Annotated in this window: 20 protein-coding genes; 12 read left to right on the forward strand and 8 right to left on the reverse strand. The window is 70.1% G+C overall.

Features of this window, described 5'->3' with window-relative positions:
- Positions 1-9 precede the first annotated feature (9 nt).
- From ACFYMO_RS25710 to ACFYMO_RS25720, 3 genes are read left to right on the forward strand one after another with little or no spacing between them, the layout of a single operon-like run.
- Entirely contained in the window at positions 10-504 is a 495-nt protein-coding gene (locus ACFYMO_RS25710) for a hypothetical protein (protein WP_366771025.1), read from the forward strand.
- 33 nt (positions 505-537) lie between these two features.
- Positions 538-2,757, forward strand: coding sequence for a hypothetical protein (locus tag ACFYMO_RS25715; protein WP_388549229.1), 2,220 nt, complete (start codon positions 538-540; stop codon positions 2,755-2,757).
- Positions 2,758-2,773: 16 nt separating this feature from the next.
- Entirely contained in the window at positions 2,774-3,328 is a 555-nt protein-coding gene (locus ACFYMO_RS25720) for a hypothetical protein (RefSeq protein WP_366771023.1), read from the forward strand.
- 79 nt (positions 3,329-3,407) lie between these two features.
- Here the strand turns inward: ACFYMO_RS25720 and acnA are convergent, their stop codons facing one another.
- Both acnA and ACFYMO_RS25730 read right to left on the reverse strand, forming a co-directional pair.
- Positions 3,408-6,128, reverse strand: coding sequence for an aconitate hydratase AcnA (acnA, locus tag ACFYMO_RS25725; RefSeq protein WP_388549234.1), 2,721 nt, complete (start codon positions 6,126-6,128; stop codon positions 3,408-3,410).
- 474 nt (positions 6,129-6,602) lie between these two features.
- Positions 6,603-7,817: an amidohydrolase family protein gene (locus ACFYMO_RS25730; protein WP_366771021.1), complete on the reverse strand. Its 1,215-nt coding sequence runs from the start codon at positions 7,815-7,817 to the stop codon at positions 6,603-6,605.
- Positions 7,818-7,919: 102 nt separating this feature from the next.
- Between ACFYMO_RS25730 and ACFYMO_RS25735 the strand changes: the two genes are divergently transcribed.
- The 6 genes from ACFYMO_RS25735 to ACFYMO_RS25760 all read left to right on the forward strand — a co-directional run bounded on the left by ACFYMO_RS25735 (position 7,920) and on the right by ACFYMO_RS25760 (position 14,037).
- The gene (locus tag ACFYMO_RS25735; protein ID WP_366771020.1) at positions 7,920-8,387 is read left to right on the forward strand and encodes a MarR family winged helix-turn-helix transcriptional regulator; all 468 of its coding nucleotides are present in this window, start codon (positions 7,920-7,922) and stop codon (positions 8,385-8,387) included.
- 49 nt (positions 8,388-8,436) lie between these two features.
- A complete protein-coding gene (locus ACFYMO_RS25740; protein WP_388549237.1) occupies positions 8,437-8,931 on the forward strand; it encodes a hypothetical protein in 495 nt (164 codons plus the stop codon).
- A 334-nt stretch (positions 8,932-9,265) separates the two neighbouring features.
- Positions 9,266-10,636 carry an APC family permease gene (locus tag ACFYMO_RS25745; protein WP_366771018.1) on the forward strand — a complete coding sequence of 457 codons (1,371 nt, stop codon included), beginning with the start codon at positions 9,266-9,268 and terminating at the stop codon, positions 10,634-10,636.
- A gap of 262 nt (positions 10,637-10,898) precedes the next feature.
- Positions 10,899-12,428 carry a UDP-N-acetylglucosamine 1-carboxyvinyltransferase gene (locus ACFYMO_RS25750; RefSeq protein WP_366771017.1) on the forward strand — a complete coding sequence of 510 codons (1,530 nt, stop codon included), beginning with the start codon at positions 10,899-10,901 and terminating at the stop codon, positions 12,426-12,428.
- Positions 12,429-12,799: 371 nt separating this feature from the next.
- Complete coding sequence (locus ACFYMO_RS25755) at positions 12,800-13,315, forward strand: hypothetical protein (protein WP_388549242.1); 516 nt, start codon at positions 12,800-12,802, stop codon at positions 13,313-13,315.
- A gap of 17 nt (positions 13,316-13,332) precedes the next feature.
- Entirely contained in the window at positions 13,333-14,037 is a 705-nt protein-coding gene (locus ACFYMO_RS25760) for a hypothetical protein (RefSeq protein ID WP_388549245.1), read from the forward strand.
- A gap of 15 nt (positions 14,038-14,052) precedes the next feature.
- On the opposite strand, the gene ACFYMO_RS25765 is transcribed toward ACFYMO_RS25760, so the two are convergent.
- The 3 genes from ACFYMO_RS25765 to ACFYMO_RS25775 form a co-directional block, all read right to left on the reverse strand.
- Positions 14,053-14,406: a hypothetical protein gene (locus ACFYMO_RS25765; protein ID WP_360291975.1), complete on the reverse strand. Its 354-nt coding sequence runs from the start codon at positions 14,404-14,406 to the stop codon at positions 14,053-14,055.
- Positions 14,407-14,556: 150 nt separating this feature from the next.
- Complete coding sequence (locus ACFYMO_RS25770; protein ID WP_388549247.1) at positions 14,557-15,693, reverse strand: NAD(P)/FAD-dependent oxidoreductase; 1,137 nt, start codon at positions 15,691-15,693, stop codon at positions 14,557-14,559.
- A 48-nt stretch (positions 15,694-15,741) separates the two neighbouring features.
- Entirely contained in the window at positions 15,742-17,058 is a 1,317-nt protein-coding gene (locus ACFYMO_RS25775; protein ID WP_366771012.1) for an MFS transporter, read from the reverse strand.
- Between the two features lie 137 nt (positions 17,059-17,195).
- Between ACFYMO_RS25775 and ACFYMO_RS25780 the strand changes: the two genes are divergently transcribed.
- Complete coding sequence (locus tag ACFYMO_RS25780; protein WP_366771011.1) at positions 17,196-17,798, forward strand: CGNR zinc finger domain-containing protein; 603 nt, start codon at positions 17,196-17,198, stop codon at positions 17,796-17,798.
- A gap of 45 nt (positions 17,799-17,843) precedes the next feature.
- Here the strand turns inward: ACFYMO_RS25780 and ACFYMO_RS25785 are convergent, their stop codons facing one another.
- Positions 17,844-18,266, reverse strand: a complete 423-nt coding sequence (locus ACFYMO_RS25785) for a Rid family hydrolase (RefSeq protein WP_366771010.1) — start codon at positions 18,264-18,266, stop codon at positions 17,844-17,846.
- On the reverse strand, positions 18,263-19,579 hold the full coding sequence (locus tag ACFYMO_RS25790; protein WP_388549251.1) for an acyl-CoA dehydrogenase family protein: 1,317 nt from the start codon (positions 19,577-19,579) through the stop codon (positions 18,263-18,265). Before ACFYMO_RS25790 ends, ACFYMO_RS25785 begins: the two co-directional genes overlap by 4 nt.
- Before the next feature lie 204 nt (positions 19,580-19,783).
- On the opposite strand from ACFYMO_RS25790, the gene ACFYMO_RS25795 reads away from it, so the two are divergent.
- The gene (locus tag ACFYMO_RS25795) at positions 19,784-21,508 is read left to right on the forward strand and encodes an AMP-binding protein (RefSeq protein WP_388549253.1); all 1,725 of its coding nucleotides are present in this window, start codon (positions 19,784-19,786) and stop codon (positions 21,506-21,508) included.
- 21 nt (positions 21,509-21,529) lie between these two features.
- Positions 21,530-22,402, forward strand: coding sequence for a PaaX family transcriptional regulator C-terminal domain-containing protein (locus tag ACFYMO_RS25800; RefSeq protein WP_388549397.1), 873 nt, complete (start codon positions 21,530-21,532; stop codon positions 22,400-22,402).
- Between the two features lie 129 nt (positions 22,403-22,531).
- Here the strand turns inward: ACFYMO_RS25800 and ACFYMO_RS25805 are convergent, their stop codons facing one another.
- On the reverse strand, positions 22,532-22,804 hold the full coding sequence (locus tag ACFYMO_RS25805) for a DUF3099 domain-containing protein (protein WP_366771006.1): 273 nt from the start codon (positions 22,802-22,804) through the stop codon (positions 22,532-22,534).
- Positions 22,805-22,807 lie beyond the last annotated feature (3 nt).

The raw sequence follows: 22,807 nt of genomic DNA on the forward strand, positions 1-22,807 counted from the left end.
AGGGGGCAGATGACGTTCGACGAGGAGTGGACACACCTCAAATCGGCTGCACGGGACCGATCTCAGGACTCCCCGCATATGCAGCTGAACGGCTACAACACAGAGAACCGGGGATCCCCGAACGGCGCCTACGCGCCTGATCTCACGGTCTATCAGAATGACTTGGGCGCGGTGGGCCACGACGCCTTCGAACTGCATCGGAAAATCCAGAAAGCAGCTGACATCGACGGCAAGGGAGTCGATGAATCGGGTCGCAGCACCACGGACAGGGCAGCGCGGGAACTGGACCAGCACAACTTCCAGATGGGCGCCGCCGTCCGGAAGACCGCGAAGACCTGGGACAGCCAGCGCAAGACGCTGCAGCAGGCATGCGCGCGTATCTCCAACCATCTGGACTATTCGAAGGCCGCCCACGCAAAGGAAGATCTCGAGATCGGCGCATCCCTGAAGTCAGGTTCAGGCGATCCTGTCTCTACTTCCGCCATCTATAAATGGATCAAATAGGGGGCAATTATGGCTCGGCTTACCTGGAGGAACGTGTACCAGGTCGACCTCGGCCCCCTGAAGTCGACTGTCTCCGAGTGGGGAACCATGGAGAGCAGGCTCGGCGAAGCAGCTTCCGAGGCGCACAGTGGCATGCTCAGAAAGGCGAACAGAGCACGGTGGTCCGGCGTCAACGCGGACGTGACACGACCCTTCATCAAGGCGGTCGCAGACGAAACCACGGATGCGCATGTCGAATCCCGGGATCTGCATGATAAATTGAGCGCTGCTTACAAAGCGCTTAAGTCCATTCAGGATGACCTGCAGATGAAGGTCGATGATGCGCGAAGAAAAGGGATCGAAATTTCGGACGGCAAGGACGGGCAGATTCTTTGCAAGTACCCGCCCCAGCCCGGCCATCAGAATGAAGTGATCTCGGAGAAGCGGCGCAAGGCACTCAAATCCCTTGCGGAAGATCTCACCGGCCTGGTGAAAAGAGCGAACGAACAAGATTCATACACGGCCGGCATCCTCGCCAAGATTCACGGAAACGATCCCCACAACTTCGGGAAGAACGTACCGATCGACAAGTACGAGGCAAAGCAGGCCCTGCGCATCACGAAGAAAGGAACGGACGCGAGCACCAAGGAGATCCGCGAGCTTGCGGAGATCCTCAAGTACAACAAGGACAACCCGGCCTTCAGTCACACCTTTTTCAAAGGTCTCGGCGGACCGAAGGAAACTCTCGAATACTACGCCAGAATGTCGATCGACGGCACCGGAGCTCCCGGCAAATCCCGCCTCGACGCCGTGCAGGACCTTCAGCGCTACCTCGGGCCGACGCTCGCCACCGCAACAGATCCCGATCACAAGGGTTATCTGAACTGGGGCCCTCAGTTCAGGCGGCTGGGCACGAAGGAAATCGACATCGAAGGCATCGGCTTCAAGCCTCAAGGGTACCAACTACTCGGTGGAATTCTTCGGCACGGGCACTATGACAAGAGATTCCTCACTCCCATCGCCGAGCACGTCGTCCAGCTGCAGCACGACCATCCCAAGGGGTACTGGAACACTCCTTCAGGGCCTGACATGCAGTTCGGATTCGATCCGAACGGAAAGAAAAATTCCGGCTACGACCCGCTGACCAGTGTGCTCGAGGCTCTGGGGCATAGCCCGGAGGCTTCGGAGGCGTTCTTCTCGAAGGACCCCACAGAGACGCCAGTAACTGCTTACGACGAAAATGGAAAAGTCGATCCGAACAAGACAATCGGATACCGCTACCTCGAAGAGTTGACCAGCAAGGACTTTCACTGGAACAACGATGGTTCTTCGCCGGTCAAAGGCGAAAGATTGATGAGCGGTAAGGATGCCATGGGGCACGCACTGGAGTCTGCTTCAATCGGCACGCCGTACGACCACCCTCCAGCGAACGGGGCTTCTGAACACACAACTCCACGCGCCAGCATCGTGAACAGACTTATCGAATCTGTGGACAATAATCCAGACTTCGTCTCTCGCGATATCAGCGACAGCATGGGGAAGATCGCCGGGGAATACATGCCGGAGTTTAACAAGGCACTGGCGGAGGCGGACGGGAAGTCCGACGGGACACTCTTCTCGACAGAGCATTCCATCAGTTTCAACTCCAAGGCATCCGTCAGATTCCTCGATGCACTTGGTAGGCATCCTGAAGGTCACGCCGAGGCCACATTGGGTGCGCAACAGTACCAGGCTCAACGAATGCATACTGTGGTGCAGAATCCTGGCGAATTTCCTGGTTCAACGGAAGAGAACTTGCGCGACATCGCAAGAAATGGAGGCACAGTCGAAGGAATTCTTGGCTCGGCACGCCACGATGCCGAGATCTCTGGAGGCCAGGAAAGAGAGAAGGAGTTCAATGAAGAAGTGGAACAGCGCGGAGAGATGGTCAAGAAGATCATTGGTGTCCCCTTGGACGCTGTGGCCGAAAGGGTTCCCGTCGGAGGGGAACTAGTCTCCGGAGTGTCCGAGCAAATTGTCGATTCGATCGTCGAAAGTCACCAGAAGAATACTTCACAGGAAGACGCAGACAACGCGGCGACCGTTTCCTTTGACACGCGCAAGGAAGCTGGAGAATGGGCACAACAGGCCGTTCGTAGTTCCGGCTACTCGTCTGGAGTGGATCCCGAAGTTGTCGCCAGGAACATTGCACAAGAAGTAGCCGGAGGATACGACCACGGTGAACAGCTCAGAGAGAACGGCTTCGACAATAAAGCACGACGCCCCTCGGAATAGTGCTACTGTATCTATAATGGCCGCCCTGGGAATTTCCTTCCTGCTTGCGCTCGTGTCGGGGTGCGGTGGACCTGAGCGAGAATATCGGGTACCCCGCAGCCTGTGCGGGACCCAAGTTGCGCCGGCATCGGTGGAGCCTTTTCTGCCGGGCGGGAAAGAGATAAGCGAGAACGATTGGACAAGAACGGAGAAAATCGGCACCAGTTCGTGCACACTGAGCGTGGATGGCGAATGGGAGTTCAAGATTGAGGGCGTGTGGGCGCTGCGCAAGGACCTGGAGGCGCGAGGCTACGGCATTAACTACCCCACCCGTATACGAGGCGGAAAATACATCGTAGGTGAAAGAGCGGCGGCAACTCATTTCTCTTGCTTCAATCCGAAAGCACGCCTCGGCACGCCTACTCCTCCGGGAGAGAAGCACAAGACGGTACCGGCCGACACCTACGTGATCGAAGTCGATGCAAGGAGCCAGCCCGAGGACCGGGAAGAGAGCAAGAAGGCGATGGAGCGCTTCATCGTTCCCTTCGCCAAGGAACTGAAGAAGCAGCTTCCTTGTCAGGAGCGCGGGTGAGCAGAAGCGGGGATGAGCAAACGCAGCAAGCGGGCCACACCCTCGAAGAGTGCGGCCCGCCGTTGCGCTGTCGGCCCGGTCAGTCGCGGATGAGCGACCGCAGGACGTACTGCAGGATGCCGCCGTTGCGGTAGTAGTCGGCCTCGCCGGGGGTGTCGATGCGGACAGTGGCGTCGAACTCGACGCCGGTGTCCGTGGTCACCTTCACCGTGGCGGGGACGTCACCGTCGTTGAGGGCGGTGATACCAGTGATGGAGAAGGTCTCCTCGCCGGTCAGTCCCAGGTCGAGCGCCGAGCCGCCGGTGGGGAACTGCAGCGGGAGGACGCCCATGCCGATCAGGTTCGAGCGGTGGATGCGCTCGTAGGACTCGGCGATGACGGCGCGCACGCCGAGCAGCGCGGTGCCCTTGGCCGCCCAGTCGCGGGAGGAGCCGGAGCCGTACTCCTTGCCCGCGAGGATGACCAGCGGGGTGCCCTGCGCCTGGTAGTTCTGCGAGGCGTCGTAGATGAAGGAGACCGGGGAGCCGTCCTGGGTGAAGTCCCGGGTGAAGCCGCCCTCGGTGCCGGGCGCGATCTGGTTGCGGAGCCGGATGTTGGCGAACGTACCGCGGATCATGACTTCGTGGTTGCCGCGGCGGGAGCCGTAGCTGTTGAAGTCGCGGCGCTGGACGCCGTGCTCCGTCAGGTACTGGCCCGCCGGGGTGTCGGCCTTGATGGCGCCGGCCGGGGAGATGTGGTCGGTGGTGACCGAGTCGCCCAGTTTGGCCAGCACCCGGGCGCCGGAGATGTCCGTGACCGGCGCGGGCTCCATCCCCATGCCCTTGAAGTAGGGGGGCTTGCGGACGTAGGTGGACTCGGCGTCCCACTCGAAGGTGTTGCCGGTGGGCACCGGGAGGGCCTGCCACTGGGCGTCGCCGGCGAAGACGTCGGCGTAGTCCTTGGTGAACATCTCCTGGCCGATGGCGGAGGCGACGACCTCCTCGACCTCCTGCTCGGAGGGCCACAGGTCGGCCAGGTAGACGGGGTTGCCGTCCTGGTCGGTGCCCAGCGCGTCCTGGGTGATGTCCACCTTCATGGACCCGGCGAGCGCGTAGGCGACCACCAGCGGCGGGGACGCCAGGTAGTTCATCTTGACGTCGGGGTTGATCCGGCCCTCGAAGTTGCGGTTGCCGGAGAGCACCGAGACGACGGCCAGGTCGTTTTCGTTGACGGCCTGGGAGACCTCCTCCGGCAGCGGGCCGGAGTTGCCGATGCAGGTGGTGCACCCGTAGCCGACGAGGTTGAAGCCGAGCTTGTCCAGGTACGGGGTGAGCCCTGCCCGGTCGTAGTAGTCCATGACGACCTGCGAGCCGGGGGCCAGGGTGGTCTTGACCCAGGGCTTGCGGGTGAGGCCCTTCTCCACCGCCTTCTTGGCCAGCAGCGCGGCGCCGACCATGACGTACGGGTTGGAGGTGTTGGTGCAGGAGGTGATGGCCGCGACGGCGACGGCGCCGTGGTCGATCTCGTAGGTCACTCCGTCGGGGCCGGTGACCTGGACCGGCTTGCTCGGCACGCCGTTGGAGACGGCCGGCGCGTCGGAGGCGGGGAAGGACTCCTTGCCGGCCTCGTCGGTGTCGGCCTCGGAGACGTAGTTGATCACGTCCTGGCCGAACTTGTGGGCGGCGTCGGCGAGCGCGATGCGGTCCTGCGGGCGCTTCGGGCCGGCGATGGAGGGGACCACCGTGGCCAGGTCCAGCTCCAGGTACTCGCTGTACTCCGGCTCCTGGGCCGGGTCGTGCCACAGGCCCTGCGCCTTGGCGTACGCCTCGACGAGGGCGAGCTGGTCGGCGCTGCGGCCGGTCAGCCTGAGGTAGTTGATGGTCTCCTCGTCGATCGGGAAGATCGCCGCGGTGGAGCCGAACTCCGGCGACATGTTGCCGATCGTGGCGCGGTTGGCGAGCGGCACGGAGGCCACGCCCTGGCCGTAGAACTCCACGAACTTGCCGACGACACCGTGCTCGCGCAGCATCTCGGTGATGGTGAGCACGAGGTCGGTGGCGGTGGTGCCGGTGGGCAGTTCACCGGTGAGCTTGAAGCCGACCACCCGCGGGATGAGCATCGAGACGGGCTGGCCCAGCATCGCGGCCTCCGCCTCGATGCCGCCGACGCCCCAGCCCAGCACGCCGAGGCCGTTGACCATGGTGGTGTGCGAGTCGGTGCCGACCAGCGTGTCGGGGTACGCCTTGCCGTCCCGGACCATGACGGTGCGGGCCAGGTGCTCGATGTTGACCTGGTGCACGATGCCGGTGCCGGGCGGGACGACCTTGAACTCGTCGAAGGCGCCCTGGCCCCAGCGCAGGAACTGGTAGCGCTCGCGGTTGCGGCCGTACTCCAGCTCGACGTTCTTCTTGAACGCGTCGGAGGTGCCGAAGGTGTCGGCGATGACGGAGTGGTCGATGACCAGCTCGGCCGGGGCGAGCGGGTTGATCCGGTCGGCGTCGCCGCCCAGCTCCTTGACGGCCTCGCGCATGGTCGCCAGGTCGACGACGCAGGGCACGCCGGTGAAGTCCTGCATGATCACCCGGGCCGGGGTGAACTGGATCTCCTGGCTGGGCTGCGCCTTGGGGTCCCAGCCACCGAGCGCGCGGATGTGGTCGGCGGTGATGTTCGCGCCGTCTTCGGTACGGAGCAGGTTCTCCAGCAGGACCTTCAGGCTGTACGGCAGCCGGGCGGAGCCCTCTACTTTGTCCAGCTTGAAGATTTCGTAGGACTCGTCGCCCACCTGCAGCGTGCTGCGGGCGTCGAAGCTGTTCGCCGACACGACAGTCTCCTTCAGTGCCTTGAGTGCATCGGCCGCCGGTGCGCTATGGTGAGCGGGAGACAAAGTTAGGTAAGCCTTACCATCCTTACCGAACCGGTTCTCGCCCTGCGACAGCGACCGCGACGTATGCCGTCGCCAGTTATCTCGATGTCGAGATAACTCTAGTACACCGACCGGCCGCCGGTCATGCCTGCCCCCGGTGACCGCTCCCATCCGATCGAGGCGGCTGCTCGACGAACCCAGCCTTTCGCCCCCTGTCTCAGTGACCCTGGCCGCACGGGCTAAACACGCCGGGGCAGCCGGGACATCCGGGGCACAGGCGGCCGTACCGGCTGGGGTGGCGAGGGGGTCGGCGCAGGCGGACATCCGGGTCCGCGGCGCATCGACCCGGCCGGAGGACGGTCGGCCGAGCGCTCGGCGCGAGGCCGGCGCCCCCCTCTCTTCCCCCAGGACGGCGAGTGGTGGACGCTGCGGTCATGCCGCCAGACGGGCGCCGCGGCGCCAGACAGCGCGCGTGTTGAGGGTGTCGCCGATGTCGCTGATCGGGTCGCCGTCGACCAGCAACAGGTCGGCGCGGAGCCCTTCGGCGATGCGGCCCCGGTCGCTGAGGCGGAAGCGGCGGGCCGTGGTCGCTGTGGCCGCGCGTAGGGCTCGTGCGGGTGTGAGACCGGCTGCCACGAGGTACTGCAGTTCGTGGTGCAGGCTCGCTCCGTGCGCCAGGCCCCCGAAGAACGTCTCGGGCATGGATACATCGGTGCCGGCCAGCACGTCGACGCCGGCGGCGTCCAGCGCGCGCACGGTGTCGTACACGTCCTCGAGCCTGCCTTGCGGGTAGCGGTTGTAGCTGGAGCGCAGGGTCCGGTCCCACTGGGCGTCGAGGCGTGCCGCGACCCGGGGATCGTCGGCGAGTGCGCTGCCGGTGCACCCCATCATCGAGGCGTTGAGGGTGATGCAGGGGATGACGAACATGCCCGCATCCTTGATGAGGGCGATGATCTCGGCGGTGTGCGGCTGATCCATGAACACGTGGGTGACGCCGTCGACGCCGGCTTCGGCGGCCACCCTGGTCGCCTCCACGGTCAGCGCGTGGGCCACGGTGAGGGCGCCGTACTTCTGGGCTTCGGCCACCCCGGCGGTCACGGTGGCCTGGTCGAGCACGGGCAGCCCGGGGTGTCCTTCCACGCTGCCGTCGTCGATCATGAACTTGATGAAGTCGGACCCTCGGGCCAGGAGTTGGGGCACGAAGGCAGCCGCTTCCTCGGCCGTGGTGGAGAACGGCATCAGCGGCATCACCGGCGGCAGGTCCCACTTCGGCCGGAAGCCCTCCGGCATCAGCTCGCTCGGGTGGCCACCGGGGGGCGTGATGGCGAAGCCGGACGAGCGCACGTCGGCCACGGTGTCGTCGTCGGTGATGACCCCCCGGTTCTCCCGTGTGTTCATGCCCTGCATCTCCAGTTCGGTCGTCACCCCGAACCGCAGGGCGAGCGCCAGGGAACCGGGGGCGGAGTGGACATGGGCGTCGATGAGTCCCGGCAGCAGTGTGGCGCCGCCGCCGTCGACGATCTCGCAGTCCCGGGGGACGCCCCCGCCGACACGGGCGATCCTCCCGCCGTCGAGGACCACGGTCTGCACACCCGCCGACTTCTCCCCGTCGAAGATGTGCGCGTTGGTGATCGCGGTGAGCGTCATGACAGTCCGTCTCGTTTCCTCGCCCGTCCAAATTTACATAGCAGATGCTATGCAGTTGCTCGCCGGTATGCAAATGTGCCGGCCGGGCCTAGAATCGGCCGCATGAGCAGCGCGTCCTCCTCCGAGCAGCATGCCGACGACCGGGCGCTGGACCAGATCGGCCCGGCCCTGTCGCGTCTGCGACGACGCGCACCGGCGTCGAGCAAGGACCTGTCCCGCAATCTCGTGCTCAACGTGATCGCCGACGCACCGGGCGAGACGACGGTCGGTGGCCTCGCCGCCGAGATGGGCGTCGCCCAGCCGGTGGCCAGCCGGACCGTCGCCGCGTGCATCGAGGACGGGCTGCTGCGCCGGGCGGCCTCCCAGTCCGACGGGCGCCGCACCGTGCTGGAGCTCACCGAGCACGGCGAGGCCGAACGCGACCGCTTCGCCGCCGAACAGCGCACCGCGTTCCAGGAGATCACCGCCGCCTGGACGCCGGAGGAACGGATCCAGTTCGCACGCCTCTTGGCCCGATACGGGACCGACGCCGCCGCATGGTCCAGAAGGCGGGCCGCGAACTGCGACTGAACGCAGCCCCTGCAGGCAGTTCCGTCGCCGCTTCGGCGGCGGAACGTGGGTGGCCCTGCCTTATCCGGATGACCACATCGGACGCAGACACGTCGACTTCGGAGTACAGCAACCGGCGTTCTACATGCTCATGTACGGCACCGTGCAGCCCGGACGCCGGCCTCCCGCCGCGGACGAGTCGCACGCCCTGCTGGTGGCTCTGCTGCGCCGCACGGCCGAGGTAGGGCGTCTTCGGGTGCCGGTGGCAGGGGCGACCCGGATCATTCATGCGGCGACGACGGGTGTCACGCTCACGCTGATCGGAGAGGAGCCCTCGCAGCGGGACCTGACCACTTCGGCACGGCTGCGCGACACCGTCATCGCCTCCGTCACCACGGACCCGCCCGTCTCGTCCGGATCGGACCTGGCCTCGCACGCACTCGCCCTCGACGCCGCACTGGAGACCGCGCCTGCCGACGGACCCGGTGCCGCAGGCGTCGCGGTGCCTCTGCGCGCCACGGAGACGGCTCTGCTGTGCGAATGGCTCCAACTGCTCGGCGGCTGAACCGGCCGCGGGCCCGTGGCCGCCGAGCGGGAGGTGGACCAAGGTGCCGACATGACCGGCGGGGTGTTCGTGGCCCGGCAGGCGAGTCCTCGCCCTTCAGGCTTGCGCGAGCCGCCGAGACCAGGACCTCGCCGTCGCCCGCATCATGGTGGCCGCGACGGCACCGCGGGACGGACGCAGGTTCGCGGAGCCCGCGGACAGCAGGCGGTTCCGCGGCGCCCCCGGCTCAGACGGCCGTTCCGGTTCCTGCGGGAAACAGGCCGTTCGGGGCTGTGCACCCGAACGCGCGCCGCATTCCCTGGACCCGCGGCCACGGCTGTCGCACAGTGTCCCCGTGTCCACCGCGAACCCGCACGAGCCCGCACCACGGGCCGGGGAACCGTCCGAACCCGCGCTGAAACGCGCCATCGGCCCCAGACTGCTCATCCTGTTCGTGATCGGGGACATCCTGGGCACCGGCATCTACGCCACCACCGGCAAGGTCGCCGGAAAGGTCGGCGGAGCCCTGTGGCTGCCGTTCGCGATCGGATTCGTGGTGGCGCTGCTGACAGCAGCTTCGTACGTGGAACTGGTCGGCAAGTACCCGAAGGCGGCCGGGGCGGCGCTCTACACGCAGCGCGCGTTCAAGGTGCCGTTCCTGACGTTCATCGTCGCCTTCATGGTGATGTGCTCGGGGCTCTCCTCCGCGAGCGCGGCGGCGCTGGCCTTCAGCGGCGACTATCTGGACGAGCTCACGGGCGGGGCCGTGCCGCCCACGCTGGTGGCCGTCCTGTTCGTGCTGGCCCTGGCCGCGCTGAACCTGCGTGGCGTCTCCGAGTCCGTCAAGGCCAACGTCGTCTTCACCCTGGTGGAGCTCACCGGGCTCGTGATCATCCTCGGCATCGGCGTCGCCGCCGTCCTGTCCGGCACCGGCGAACCCTCCCGGCTCGGCGACCTGGAGACCGGGGGCACCGGATACGCGCTGTTCTCCGGGGTGCTGGGCGCCACCGCGCTCGGCTTCTTCGCCTTCGTCGGATTCGAGGACTCCGTCAACATGGCCGAGGAGACGGTGGATCCGCAGCGCACCTTTCCCCGCGGCATCTTCCTCGGCGTGGCGGTGACCGGAACCGTCTACGTGCTCGTCGCGCTGGTCTCCTCGCTGCTCGTCCCGACGGCGACGCTGGAGGAATCCAGCGGACCGCTGCTGGAGGTGGTCAAGGCGGGCGGCGTGCACTTCCCGCAGCAGCTCTTCGCCGTGATCGCCCTCTTCGCCGTCTCCAACTCGGCCCTCATCAACATGATGATGGCCTCGCGGCTGTGCTACGGCATGGCCAACGAACGCATCCTGCCGCGCGCGATGGGCAAAGTCCTCCCCGGGCGCCGCACACCCGTCGTCGGCATCGTCTTCGTGACCCTGCTCGCCCTCGGGCTGGTGTCGACCGGTGAGATCGCCGGGCTGGGCGACACCACTTCCTTCCTGCTGCTGTGCGTCTTCGCCGTGGTGAACGTGGCGGTGCTCGTGCTGCGCCGCGACCGGGTCGGGCACCGGCATTTCCGGGTACCGACCCCGCTGCCCGTGCTGGGCGCCGTGACCGCGCTGATCCTGGCCAGCCCGCTCGCGGACCGGGCCACCGGCGTCTACGTCAGGGCGGGCATCCTGGTACTGCTCGGTATCGCGCTGTGGGCGGTGAACGCGCTGGTCCGCAAGGCGGGCGGCGAGAGCTGAGCGACCGCCGCGGCACCCGGCATCGGCACCGACGGCCACACCCGGCACCCGGCACCCGAGTGGGGGAACCGCCCGCGCCCCGTGCCCGTGCGGCCCCTACCGTGCGTACGAGGAGCCGCCCAGTGGCCGGCCCGGACATCGCTGCACCCGGCGGAGCCCGCCCGCAACCCGGATGCGGCATTCAGGCGGTCGCCGGCGAATCGCTGCCGCCACACCACCCCCGGGTGCGCCGCTATCTCAGATCTGAGATAGATTCTTCTCCATGACCGACGACTATCTCGCCCGTATCGGGCAGTTGATCCGCGACGCCCGCCAGCATCGAGGCTGGACCCAGTCGCAACTGGCGGAAGCGCTCGGCACCAGCCAGAGCGCCGTCAACCGGATCGAGCGCGGCAACCAGAACATCAGCCTTGAGATGATCGCCCGCATCTCCGAGGCTCTGGACAGCGAGATCGTGTCCCTGGGCTACTCCGGCCCGATGCACCTGCGCGTGGTCGGCGGGCGGCGGCTGTCCGGCAGCATCGACGTCAAGACGAGCAAGAACGCGTGCGTGGCGCTGCTGTGCGCCTCGCTGCTCAACTCGGGGCGCACGGTGCTGCGTCGGGTCGCGCGCATCGAGGAGGTCTACCGGATCCTGGAGGTGCTCTCCTCGATCGGCGTCCGCACCCGGTGGATCAACGGCGGCGCCGACCTGGAAATCGTGCCGCCCGCCGAACTGGACCTGGACTCCATCGACCACGAAGCCGCGCGCCGCACGCGGAGCATCATCATGTTCCTCGGCCCGCTGCTGCACCGCATGGACCGCTTCCGCCTCCCCTACGCGGGCGGCTGCGACCTGGGCACCCGCACCGTCGAGCCGCACATGAGCGCACTGCGCCACTTCGGTCTGGCGGTGACCGCGACGGAGGGCATCTACCACGCCGAGGTGGAAGCCGACGTCGCCCCCGCCCGGCCGATCGTGCTGACCGAACGCGGGGACACCGTCACCGAGAACGCCCTGCTGGCCGCCGCCCGCCACGACGGCGTCACGGTCATCCGCAACGCTTCGTCCAACTACATGGTCCAGGACCTGTGCTTCTTCCTGGAGCAGTTGGGCGTCCGCGTCGAGGGCGTCGGCTCGACGACACTGACGGTGCACGGCGTGCCCGTCATCGACACGGACGTGGACTACTCGCCCTCCGAGGACCCGGTCGAGGCGATGAGCCTGGTCGCCGCCGCCGTCGTCACCGAGTCGGAACTGACGGTGCGCCGGGTGCCGGCCGAGTTCATGGAGATCGAACTCGCGGTCCTGGAGGAGATGGGCCTCGACTTCGACCGCAGTGCGGAGTACCCGGCCGACAACGGGCGCACCCGGCTGATCGACCTGACCGTGCGGCCCTCCAAACTCGAGGCGCCCATCGACAAGATCCACCCGATGCCGTTCCCCGGCCTCAACATCGACAACGTCCCCTTCTTCGCGGCCATCACCGCCTCCGCACAGGGCAAGACCCTCATCCACGACTGGGTCTACGACAACCGCGCCATCTACCTCACCGACCTCAACCGGCTCGGCGGCAGGCTCCAACTCCTGGACCCGCACCGGGTCCTGGTCGAGGGCCCGACCCGCTGGCGGGCCTCCGAGATGATGTGCCCCCCGGCGCTGCGCCCCGCGGTCGTGGTCCTGCTGGCGATGATGGCCGCCGAGGGCACCTCCGTCCTGCGCAACGTCTACGTCATCAACCGCGGCTACGAGGACCTGGCCGAACGCCTCAACGAGGTCGGCGCCCAGATCGAGACGTTCCGGGACATCTGACGGGCCGGCAGCCGCAGCGCCCCGCCCGCACTGCACCGCAGCAGAGTGCGGCACCGGGCCAGGGCGCGGCGGCAGCCCCGGGCCGGCCCCGCACCCCGGCCGGCCCCGCATCCCGGCTCCACCTCGGCCAAGGATCCGGTACGCGTACGAGATGCCCGAATACAGGGAAACGCCCCTGCCACGTCGCCCCGGTTCTGTGTCTCCTCAGTCACTCAGTGCTGTTATCGTCACAGCGGTCGAAAAGGGGGGCGTCAGCGCGTGGGCTGAGGGCTTTGTCATGTGCCGTAGCACTGGCAGCGGTGGCAGTGGGATGCTCGGAGTCGTCCGACAGTGACAGCTCAGCCGCTGGGGTGGGTGACAAGCGGCCGGCCGTGCAGGACGATCCGCCGGAGCGCCTGAAGAAGCTGTCGGTCCCGCCCGCTTACGACAGCGCAAAAGGCTGGCAGCACACCTTCAAGAGCCTGCCCGAGAACCCGAGTTCGATCCCGGCCACAGTGGGCGTGAAGTCGAAGTCCCTCGCCTACCTGCTGACTGGGCCCACCGGCCACGTCATCCAGAGCCGAGCCCTGGGCTCCGGCCGTCTGCGCTGGTCCAGCAAAGCCTGGAATCCGCCGGTACCGGTGGAGGAGGCCGCTGAAGAGGATTCGGATTCGGGCCAGAACACCCCTCACCTGGTCGTTGCGGCGCAAGGCGGACGCGAATACGTCGTGGCGTGGGGCCACGGCATGGAGGGCAAGGACGAACTCCACAACGGTCGGGAAATCGTCAAGCTCTCGATCTTCCGCTCCAACGCCTCGGGGTACGGCGTCACCCCCGAACGTACCGTCAACCTGCCCTTCGAAGTCGGCCGCACACAGTCACCACAGGTTCCCACGCAGCCTCAGTGAACGTGCGGAGCGGCAAGGTGAAGCAATATGAGGATGCCAATGAGTTGCTGAAGCAGTGCGCGGACAGCGCATGCTCCGAGAGCGAGATCCCGATTCTGACAAGCCTCGGCCCTGTGGTGAGCACGAGCGGTGTTGAGGGGTTCGGCATCCCGGGCCACTGGTTCAGCGAAGAGCATGACCCGAAGGGCAGGACGAACGGCAAGCTGCTTGCCGCGACCGAAGAATCCCTGTTCGCCTCGTGGGAGGCGAAGGGTTTGGGAGACTCCTCGAAGTCGGTCTTCGCGGTGCACGACCCCGAGACCGGAGCCATCGAAGCTCGCGTGACATGTTCCGAAGAGGCCTACTCGGACGGCAAGGACATGTGGGGTGAGAGCAAGAGTCGGACGCCGCCGGCCTCCTTTTCCCCCAACGGGCGCTATCTGGTGGCCGGGTCGGTTGCTTTCGATCTCAAGGAGAAACGGGGCCTCTGCCTGATGGGGGACGGTGACCGCAAGCGCATCATTCTCTTCAGCGTCGGGGACAGCGGCACAGCTTACGGCGGCACAGCACCTGAGGATGCCGATGGGGAACAGTCCACCCCCGTGGCGGTGTCCCTCGCTTCCGGCAGTCCCATGGCGCTCCCGCAAGGTACCCAGATACCGTATGTGATGGGCCCTGGCGTGGGCGGCTTCATCACCAATGAGAACGAGCAACTCAGCCTGGCGATCGTCCGCGAGCGGTAGCCGCCTTTCGGGCTGTCAGCGGAATTCGTGGGTCACCTGGATCTCACCGACGATGTGCGCGTTGAAGTCCTCCAGGTCCGCTGCCGGAACCCACAGTTCGAGGATGGTCCGACCTCCTGCCTGCTGTACGGGGTACCGGCTCAGGAACTCCGACTCGACCTCGAAGCGGGTGACGAAGCCGACGCCGCTGTGCCGCACGTTCCAGTCTCGCGCGATCTTGATGGCGTAGTCCTCGTCGAGGACCGGGTAGAAGATCGGCTGCTCGGGCAACCGGGGTGGCCATGCACGCCAGTTCAGCTCCCGGACCAGGTCCAGCTCCTCGGGGCCGGTGGGGCGCCACAGCGTCGTCGTTGCTCGCTGACCGGTCATGTGCATCGCTCCGAACGCGGAGAGCTCGTTGGGGAAACTGGTCCGGGGAGACTACGGCGGCAGGACCGCGGCGGCCATGCGATTTCCTCGCCGTGGCATCGCCATGACGAGTGCCGTACGGCGGGCCGGTTCAGGAGGACCGGCCCCGGTTCAGGAGGACCGGCCGCGCTGCGGGGTGTACCGGGACAGCTCCAGTCCGGGCGCCGGGGCAGGGTCCCGGCCCAGGGCGAGACGGGCGGCGAGGGCGCCGGCGTAGGGGCCGGTCGTCAGGCCGCCCGAGCCCAGCCCGGTGGCGACGACCAGTCCGGGTGCCCCGGGGACGGTGCCCAGCAGCGGATCGCCGTCCGGGCTCACCGGGCGGAAGCCCACACGGGTCTCCAGGTGTTCGGCGTCGGCGAGGCCCGGCGCCACCGCCAGGGCGTGTCGCAGGACTTCGGCGAGGCCTGCGGCCGTGGTGCGGTGCGCGAAGCCGGTGCCGTCCTCGCGGGTGGCCCCGGCGACGACCCGGGAGTCGTCGAAGGTGAGCAGGTAGTGGCCGGTGCCCGCGGGGAGGACGACGGGCCAGGGCCCGGTCTCGGCTCCCGGCAGGCGCAGGTGCACGAGTTGCCCGCGCTGCGGGACGACGTCGAGGCGTATCCCGGCGGGTTCGAGCAGTTCCGCCGACCAGGCGCCCGCCGCGGCGATCACCGCGTCGGCCTCGACCAGTTCACCGGCCACCCGCACGCCCCGAACACGTGCGCCGCGGAGTGCGAGGCGGGCGGCGCCGCTCATGCTGCGCAGCCCGCGCCGCTCGGCCGCCGAGACCAGTGCGGCGCGCATGCTGCGCCCGTCGAGCCGGGCGGCTCCGGTCAGGTGCAGTGCCGTGCCGCAGAAGCCGTCGCCCCGGTGAGCGAGCGCCGGGAAGAGCCGCCGCGCCTCGTCCGCGTCGACGGTGGTGACCTCTCCCGCGTTCGGATCGGCCGCCGCGCGTGCGGCCACCCGCGCCTCGATCCCCGCGGCCGTCTCGCGGTCCGGTGGGAGCAGGACGAGGGCGCCGACCCGGCGGTGGCCGACCTCGCGCACGCCGTCCTCGGCGAGTGCCGCGAGCAGGCCAGGGTAGTGCGCGGCACCGGCCACGGCCAGGGGGTCCGCCGTCCGGCCGGTCCAGGGGCAGATGATCCCCGCCCCGGCCGCGGTGGCCCGGCCCTCGTGCCCGGCGTCGACCAACACGGTCTCGGTTCCCGCGCGCACCAGTTCCCAGGCGGCGGCCGCTCCGACGATTCCGGCCCCGATGACGACGACCCGCACTCTTCCTCCCGCGATCCGTCCTTGCTCGTCGCGCTGTCGGGCGCCACGTCACCACTCGGGTGATCCCGCGTCAACGGTTCCTCGTGCCAGTGGCGTCGGCCGACTGTGGCACAGACCACGCAGGAGTGCGGCGGCGGCCAACTGGAGCGCCGCGATCAGCAGGAGCAGGGACTGGGGCGACAGCACGGTCAGGCCACCGACCAGCGCGGTCCCGGCAGCACCCGCGGTCAGCTTGAGCCCCGCGCCGAGTGTGAAGACCTGGGCGCGGGTTCCTTCAGGGGCGTGGACGGCGCGGAGGCGCAACGTGGCGGACAGCAGCGGGCCCTCGCCCAGCCCTGCGCACAGGAACAGCGCGGCCGTCCACAGGAGGGACGGGGTGAGGGCGGCGCCTGCCAGCCCGGCGGCCGTCACCAGCAGGCCGAGGCGCGCCGAGCGGGCCGGTCCGGGCGCGCCGGGCCATCGTGCCGCCGCGAGGGACCCGGCGAGCCCGCCGACGGCGAACGCCGTCATCAGCAGTCCGCCGCCGTCGGACGCACCCCGGGCCTGGGCGAGCAGCACGGCGGTGACGGGGAGCGCACCGGCACCGAGGAAGGCCACGCAGGTCGCGAGGGTGAGGGTGGCGAGTTGCGGGGTGCGCCGCAGGACGCGGAAGCCGGTGCCGAGTTCACGGATACCGAATCGGTGGGTCGGCAGGGGCCGGTGGCCGGCCGCGGGAAGCCGCAGCGTCGTGCACAGCAGCGCGGCGCAGCCCGCCGAGACCGCGAGCAGCACCGTGGCCAAGGCTGCGGACGACACGGCGGCCGTGGCGGCGACGGCAGCCGGTGCGGTGACGGCTGCGGCGTTGTAGGTGGCCGCGTCGTAGGCGAAACCGCGGTCGCGGAGGCGTCTGCCGCGGCCTTGGGCCGTCCCGGCGGCGCCGCCGGGACGGTCTCCGTCGGCGCACCTGCCGGGGGCCGTACGGTCCTGGCTGCCGTCACCGCCCTCGCTGCCTCCGCTGGGCCCGCACGCCTCGGCGAGGAGACTGGAGAGGCCCCCGGTGACGAGCGGGCCGACGCCGCCCCCGGTGAAGGCGACGGCGAGGGTGAGCGGCAGCGGTGTCCGCCCTGTCGTCAGTGCCAGCAGGGCGAGCGCCGTGCCGAGGAGGGCGAGTGCGCACCCGTGCAGCAGGCGCGGAGCGCGGGTCCGTTCGGCCAGCGCGCCGACGACCGGGGCGGCCAGCGCGTGTGGGGCCAGCCAGGCCGCGAGGACGAATCCGCCCAGCGCCGGGCGACCCGTCCGCTCGACGGCCAGCAGGGCCAGTGCGACGCCCACTCCTTCGTCGGCGAATCGCGCCAGGTAGGCCGTGGCCAGGTATGTCCTCAGCAACGCTGCTGTTCTCCTCCCCCGGTACGGACGGCCCGTGGCGCAGGGCCTCGCGCGGCGCGTCCGGTGGTCCCGGAGGTCTGTCGGCGCCGTATGCCGAACCGATCGCCTAGTAACGGCTTCATCGTATAATGCGTTACATGAAAGAGCATGGCGAGCCGCGGGACGGATTCCGGCCCGGTGAGCGGCTGATCGACCTCGCGAACGCGGTACGGGAGGATCCCGCGCTCCCCCGCGACGCGATGGCGGCCCTCCTGCGGCGGCACGGCGAGTCGGAGGAGGAGCTGCGCAGCCTGACGGACGACGAGGCAGCCGCACTGCGCCGCGCGGTGGTGGAGCTGACGGAGCGGGTGCTGGCCGAGACCGGTACCGACCGCGCGGCCGAGGCGCTCAACGCGCTGCTGGAGCGCTGCGCGGCCCGCCCCCGGCTGAGCAGGCACGACGGCCACGCCTGGCATCTGCACGTCGACCGGGGCGACGACGCGAGCTGGGCGGACTGGTTCACGGCGGCGGCGGCGCTGGCGCTGGCCCGGCTGCTGAGCGAGCAGGGCGGCACCGCCTGGGGCGAGTGCGCGGCACCGGGCTGCCGGCGGCTCTACCTGGGCGGCGGGCCCGGTGCGCCGCGCCGCTACTGTTCCCGTCCGTGCGCCACCCGCACCCGGGTCGCGGCGCACCGGCACCGACAGCGCGGCGGACAGCCGGCCGGGCCGGGCGGCCGGGAGCGGACCGGGCCGGGCGGCTGACACCGCCCCGCGACCCGGCCGTCCCGCGACCTCGCGTCTCCAGGGTCAGGGCAGCACCGCGAAGCCGTCCAGTTCGATCCGGGCCTCCTCGTCCCACAGCCGTACCGCGCCGATGACCGCCATCGCGGGATAGTCGCGTCCGGCCAGCTCCCGCCAGATCCGCCCCAGTTCGGCGGCGTGCGCGCGGTATTCGGGAACGTCCGTGGTGTAGACGGTGACGCGGGCCAGGTCCGCCGGGGTGCCGCCGCACCCGGCCAGGGCGGCCAGCAGGTTGCCCAGCGCGGTGCGGAACTGGTCGGGGAGGGTGTGCGCGGCGACGTGGCCCGCGCTGTCCAGCGCGGTCTGGCCCGCCAGGAAGACCAGCCGCGAACCGGTGGCCGTCACGGCGTGTGAGAAGCCGCTCGGCGGAGCGAGTTCCGCGGGGTTGACCCGGTGCAGAGCGCTGCCGTTGGCGGATTCGGGGTTCACAGCCGCCCCTCCCCCGCCTCGTCCGCGGCCCGGCCGGCGGCGGCCCCCGGCGGATCGTCCCGGGTGGCCTTCCCCTCACCGGAAGCAGACCCCTCCCCCGCACCGGCCACGCCCGTGGTCACGTCCCGCTCCGCGGCGCGCTCCCGGTACAACTCCTTGGCGATCAGGGAGCGCTGGACCTCGCTGGCACCCTCGTAGATGCGCGGTGCCCGCACCTCGCGGTAGAGGTGTTCGAGCAGGTGGCCCCGCTGGAGTGCGGCGGCTCCGTGGATCTGGACGGCCGCGTCCACCACGTCCTGCGCGGTCTCGGTCGCCAGCAGCTTGGCCATGGCGGAGCGGCGCGCCAGGTCCGCGCCCTCGCCGTCGCCGGCGTCGTAGGCGCAGGCGGCGGCGTACACCAGCAGCCGTGCGGCCTCGGTCCGGGTCGCCATCTCCGCCAGCCGGTGCGAGACGGACTGGAGATCGCGCAGCGTACCGCCGAACGCGGCGCGGCCGTCGGCGTGTTCGAGCGAGGCGTCCAGCGCTGCCTGGGCCATGCCGACGGCGAAGGCGCCGACGCTGGGCCGGAACAGGTTGAGGGTGCGCATGGCGACGCGGAATCCGGCGCCCGCCGCGCCGAGGAGGTCGGCCCGGGTGACGGGGACGGCGTCGAAGGTGAGGGTGCCCAGGGCGTGCGGGGCGAGCATGTCCAGGGGTTCGCCGTGCAGTCCGGGCCGGTCGGCGGGGACGAGGAACGCGGTCACGCCGCGGGCTCCGGGGGCCTCGCCGGTGCGGGCGAAGACCGTGTAGAAGTCGGCCCAGGGCGCGTTGGAGATCCAGGTCTTGGTGCCGGTCAGCCGCCAGCCCTCCGGGCTGCCGGCCGGGTCGTCGGCGCCGGTGCCGCCGTCCGGTTCCGCGTGCAGTGCCAGCGCTGCCGCGTCGCTGCCCGCGCCGGGCTCGCTCAGCGCGAAGGCCGCCACGGCCCGGCCCGCGGCGACGGCCGGCAGCCAGCGGGCCCGCTGCTCGGCTGTCCCGGCGTCGGCGACCGGCCCGGCGCCCAGCCCCTGGAGGGCGAGGGCCGTCTCGGCCTGCGGGCAGGAGTAGGCCAGCGACTCGCGCAGCAGGCACAGGTCGAGCGCGCTGACGCGGCGCCACGGAGGCGCCGCGGGAACGGCGCGGGCGAGCAGTCCGAGTGTGCCCAGTTCGCGGAGCAGGGGGCGGTCGACGCGGCCGTCTTCGCACCGGGCGGCGAGTGGGGCGAGCTGTTCTCCGAGTGTGCGCAGCCGCGCACACCAGGCGCGCTGCTGCGGGGTGAGTGCGAAGGCGGTGGTCATGGCGGCTCCCCTCGGCCGTGGCCCGGTGCGGGGGGTTCCGCGCGGACCGGTTCCTGTACTGTCGCCGACTCCCTGTCTATCGCGGACCATTGACTGCCGTCACCAACGCGTTACTCTCGACGCCACGCGCCGGACCGGCGCCGCCGGCGGTCCGCGGGCTGCCGTCCGAGTTCGGAGGACCGCCCGCGAGGGGGTAGCCCGGTGATGGATCCGACTCCGTCCGCGCACGTCGACACCTTCGCCCGGGACCATCTGCCGCCGCCCGACCAGTGGCCCGTGCTGCTGCTGGACGACCCGGCCCCGGCCTATCCCGCGCGGCTCAACTGCGGTGCCGAGCTGCTGGACGGGACCATCGAGCGGCTGGGGGCGGACCGGCCCGCCTTCCACACCGGCGGCCTGCCCCCCGCTCCCGGCGCGGACCCCGGCCTGGCACCGGCACCCCGGCGCACGTGGTCGTACGGCGAACTGCGGGCCACCGTCGACCGGCTCGCGCACGTCCTCACCCGGGACCTGGGCGTGGTGCCCGGCAACCGGGTGCTGCTGCGCGGCCCGACCAGCCCGGAGCTGGCCGCCTGCTGGCTGGCCGTGATGAAGGCGGGGGCCGTGGCGGTGACCGTCCTGGCCGCCCACCGGGCGGGCGAGTTGGCGACCGTCTGCCGGCTGGCGCGGATCTCGCACGCACTGTGCGACGTGCGGTCGGCGGACGAACTGGTCAAGGCCGAGGTACCCGGGCTGCGCACCGGCCTGTTCGGCGGCGGTGGCCCCGACGACGTGCTGCGGGTGGCCGCCTCCCGGCCGGACCGGTTCGAGGCGGTGCCCACCGCGGCCGACGACGTGGCGCTGATCGCCTTCACCTCCGGGACCACCGGTCGCCCGAAGGGCTGTGCACACTTCCACCGGGACGTCCTGGCCATAGCGGACACCTTCGCCGCGCAGGTGCTGCGCCCGCACGCCGACGACGTGTTCGCCGGAACGCCGCCGCTGGGCTTCACCTTCGGGCTGGGCGGGCTGGTGGTCTTCCCGCTGCGGGTGGGTGCCTCGTCGCTGCTGGACCAGTGGGGCGGCGCGGCCCGGACGCCGGAGGCGATCGCGGCGCACCGGGTCTCGGTGCTGTTCACGGCGCCGACCGCCTACCGGGCGATGCTGGCGCGGCTGGCGGCCGAGCAGCCCGGCGAGGCGGATGCCTGCGACCTGTCGTCGCTGCGCCGCTGCGTCTCCGCGGGCGAGCATCTGCCCGCCGCGACCTGGGAGGCGTGGCGGGAGCGGACGGGGCTGCGGATCATCGACGGGATCGGGGCGACGGAACTGCTGCACATCTTCCTCTCCGCCGCCGACGACGCGGTCCGTCCCGGCCGCACGGGAGTTCCGGTCCCGGGATTCCAGGCCCGCATCGTGGCGGCCGACGCGCAGGGGGCGTTGGTGCCGGTGCCGGACGGCACCCCGGGGCTGCTGGCGGTCCGCGGACCGGTCGGTTGCCGCTACCTGGCCGACGAGCGGCAGCGCGGCTACGTGCGCGAGGGGTGGAACATCACCGGGGACACCTATGTACGGGACGCGGAGGGCTACTTCCGGTTCGTGGCGCGCGCCGACGACATGATCATTTCCGCGGGCAACAACATATCGGGCCCCGAGGTCGAGGAGGTGCTGCTGCGCCACCCGGAGGTGAGCGAGGCCGCCGTGGTCGGCTGCCCGGACGAGCACCGCGGGCAACTGGCCGTCGCACACGTCGTGCTCGCCGCGGGCGGCACACCGGATGACGGGACGGCGGAGCGGCTGGCGGCGCACGTCCGTGCGGAGCTGGCCGCTTACAAGTGCCCGCGCCGGTTCGTCTTCACCTCCGACCTGCCCCGCACTCCCACCGGCAAGCTGCAGCGCTTCCGGCTGCGGGACACCGGTCCGCCGGAGGGGCCCGGCACCCGCCGGGCCTAGAGTGACGGCGTGGTCCAGAACGTGTTTCCGCAGCTCGACGAGGCAGCCCACGCCCCGCGCGGCTCGCTCCGCAAACCCTCACCCGGCTCCCTCGTGCTCTCCTTCTACGGCGCCTACGGCCGCGAGCCGGAAGGCGGGGGCGCCGTACCGGTCGCCGCGCTGATCCGGCTGCTGGGCACCCTCGGCGTCGACGCGCCGTCGGTCCGCTCGGCGGTCTCCCGGCTGAAGCGGCGCGGGCTGCTGGCCGCCGACAGACCCGGCAGCAGGGCGGCCGGATACCGCCCCTCGCCCGCCGCCGCGCAGCTCCTTGCCGACGGCGACCACCGCATCTACCACCGCCCCGAACCGGACGGCAGTTGGCTGCTGGCCGTCTTCTCCGTCCCGGAGAGCGAACGCGACCGGCGGCACGTGCTGCGCTCCCGGCTGGCCCGCCTCGGCTTCGGCACCGCCGCACCCGGTGTGTGGATCGCGCCCGGGCACCTGGAGGCCGAGACCCGGCACTCCCTGGAGCGGCTGGAGCTGGCGCCGTACGTGGACCTGTTCCGGGGCAGCCACACCGGTTTCGCGCCGACGGCCGAAGCAGTGGCCCGGTGGTGGGACCTGGAGGCCATGGCGGAGGGCCACCGCGCGTTCCTCGCCGTGCACGAGCCGGTCCTGCGCCGCTGGGAGCGCCGCAGGCGGCTGCCCGCGGAGGCCGCCTACCGGGACTACCTGCTCGCGCTCGACGCCTGGCGGCGGCTCCCGTACGCCGACCCCGGCCTGCCGCCCGGGCTGCTGCCCGCGCGCTGGCCCGGCGAGCGGTCGGCGAAGGTGTTCGCCGGGCTGCACGCGAAGCTGCGTGACGCGGGGTACGGGTATGTGCGCGAGGTGTACGCGGAGACGCCGGGCCGCTGACGTTACGGCCGTGCCGGGATGCCGCCGCGAGCCGCGGAGCAGCCGCCCGCGCCCGCGCCGGGAGCCGCCGGGCTGCGGGCTGCGGGCTGCGGGCTGCGGGCTGCGGGCTGCGGGCTGCGGGCTGCGGGCTCAACGGCCTCCGCCGTCCCGCGGCGGCCGGTCGTCACCGGTCCACCGGTCGTCGGGCGGCAGGTCGTCCTCGAGCGGCTCGTCCCACCAGCGGTCGTCGGGCTCCCGCCGGTTGCCGACGATCACGGCGAGCGGCGGGAGGATCATGGCGACGGCACACAGGGCGATGGCGGCGGGCACCGACCACAGCCGCACGAAGGCCCAGGCGCTGACGAACAGCACCAGGCAGATGGCCATCAGCGTGAAGTACCGCCGCCGCCTCCGTGCGTACATACT

It is taken from the genome of Streptomyces sp. NPDC007025 (genome assembly GCF_042869455.1).
Taxonomy (GTDB): Bacteria; Actinomycetota; Actinomycetes; order Streptomycetales; family Streptomycetaceae; genus Streptomyces.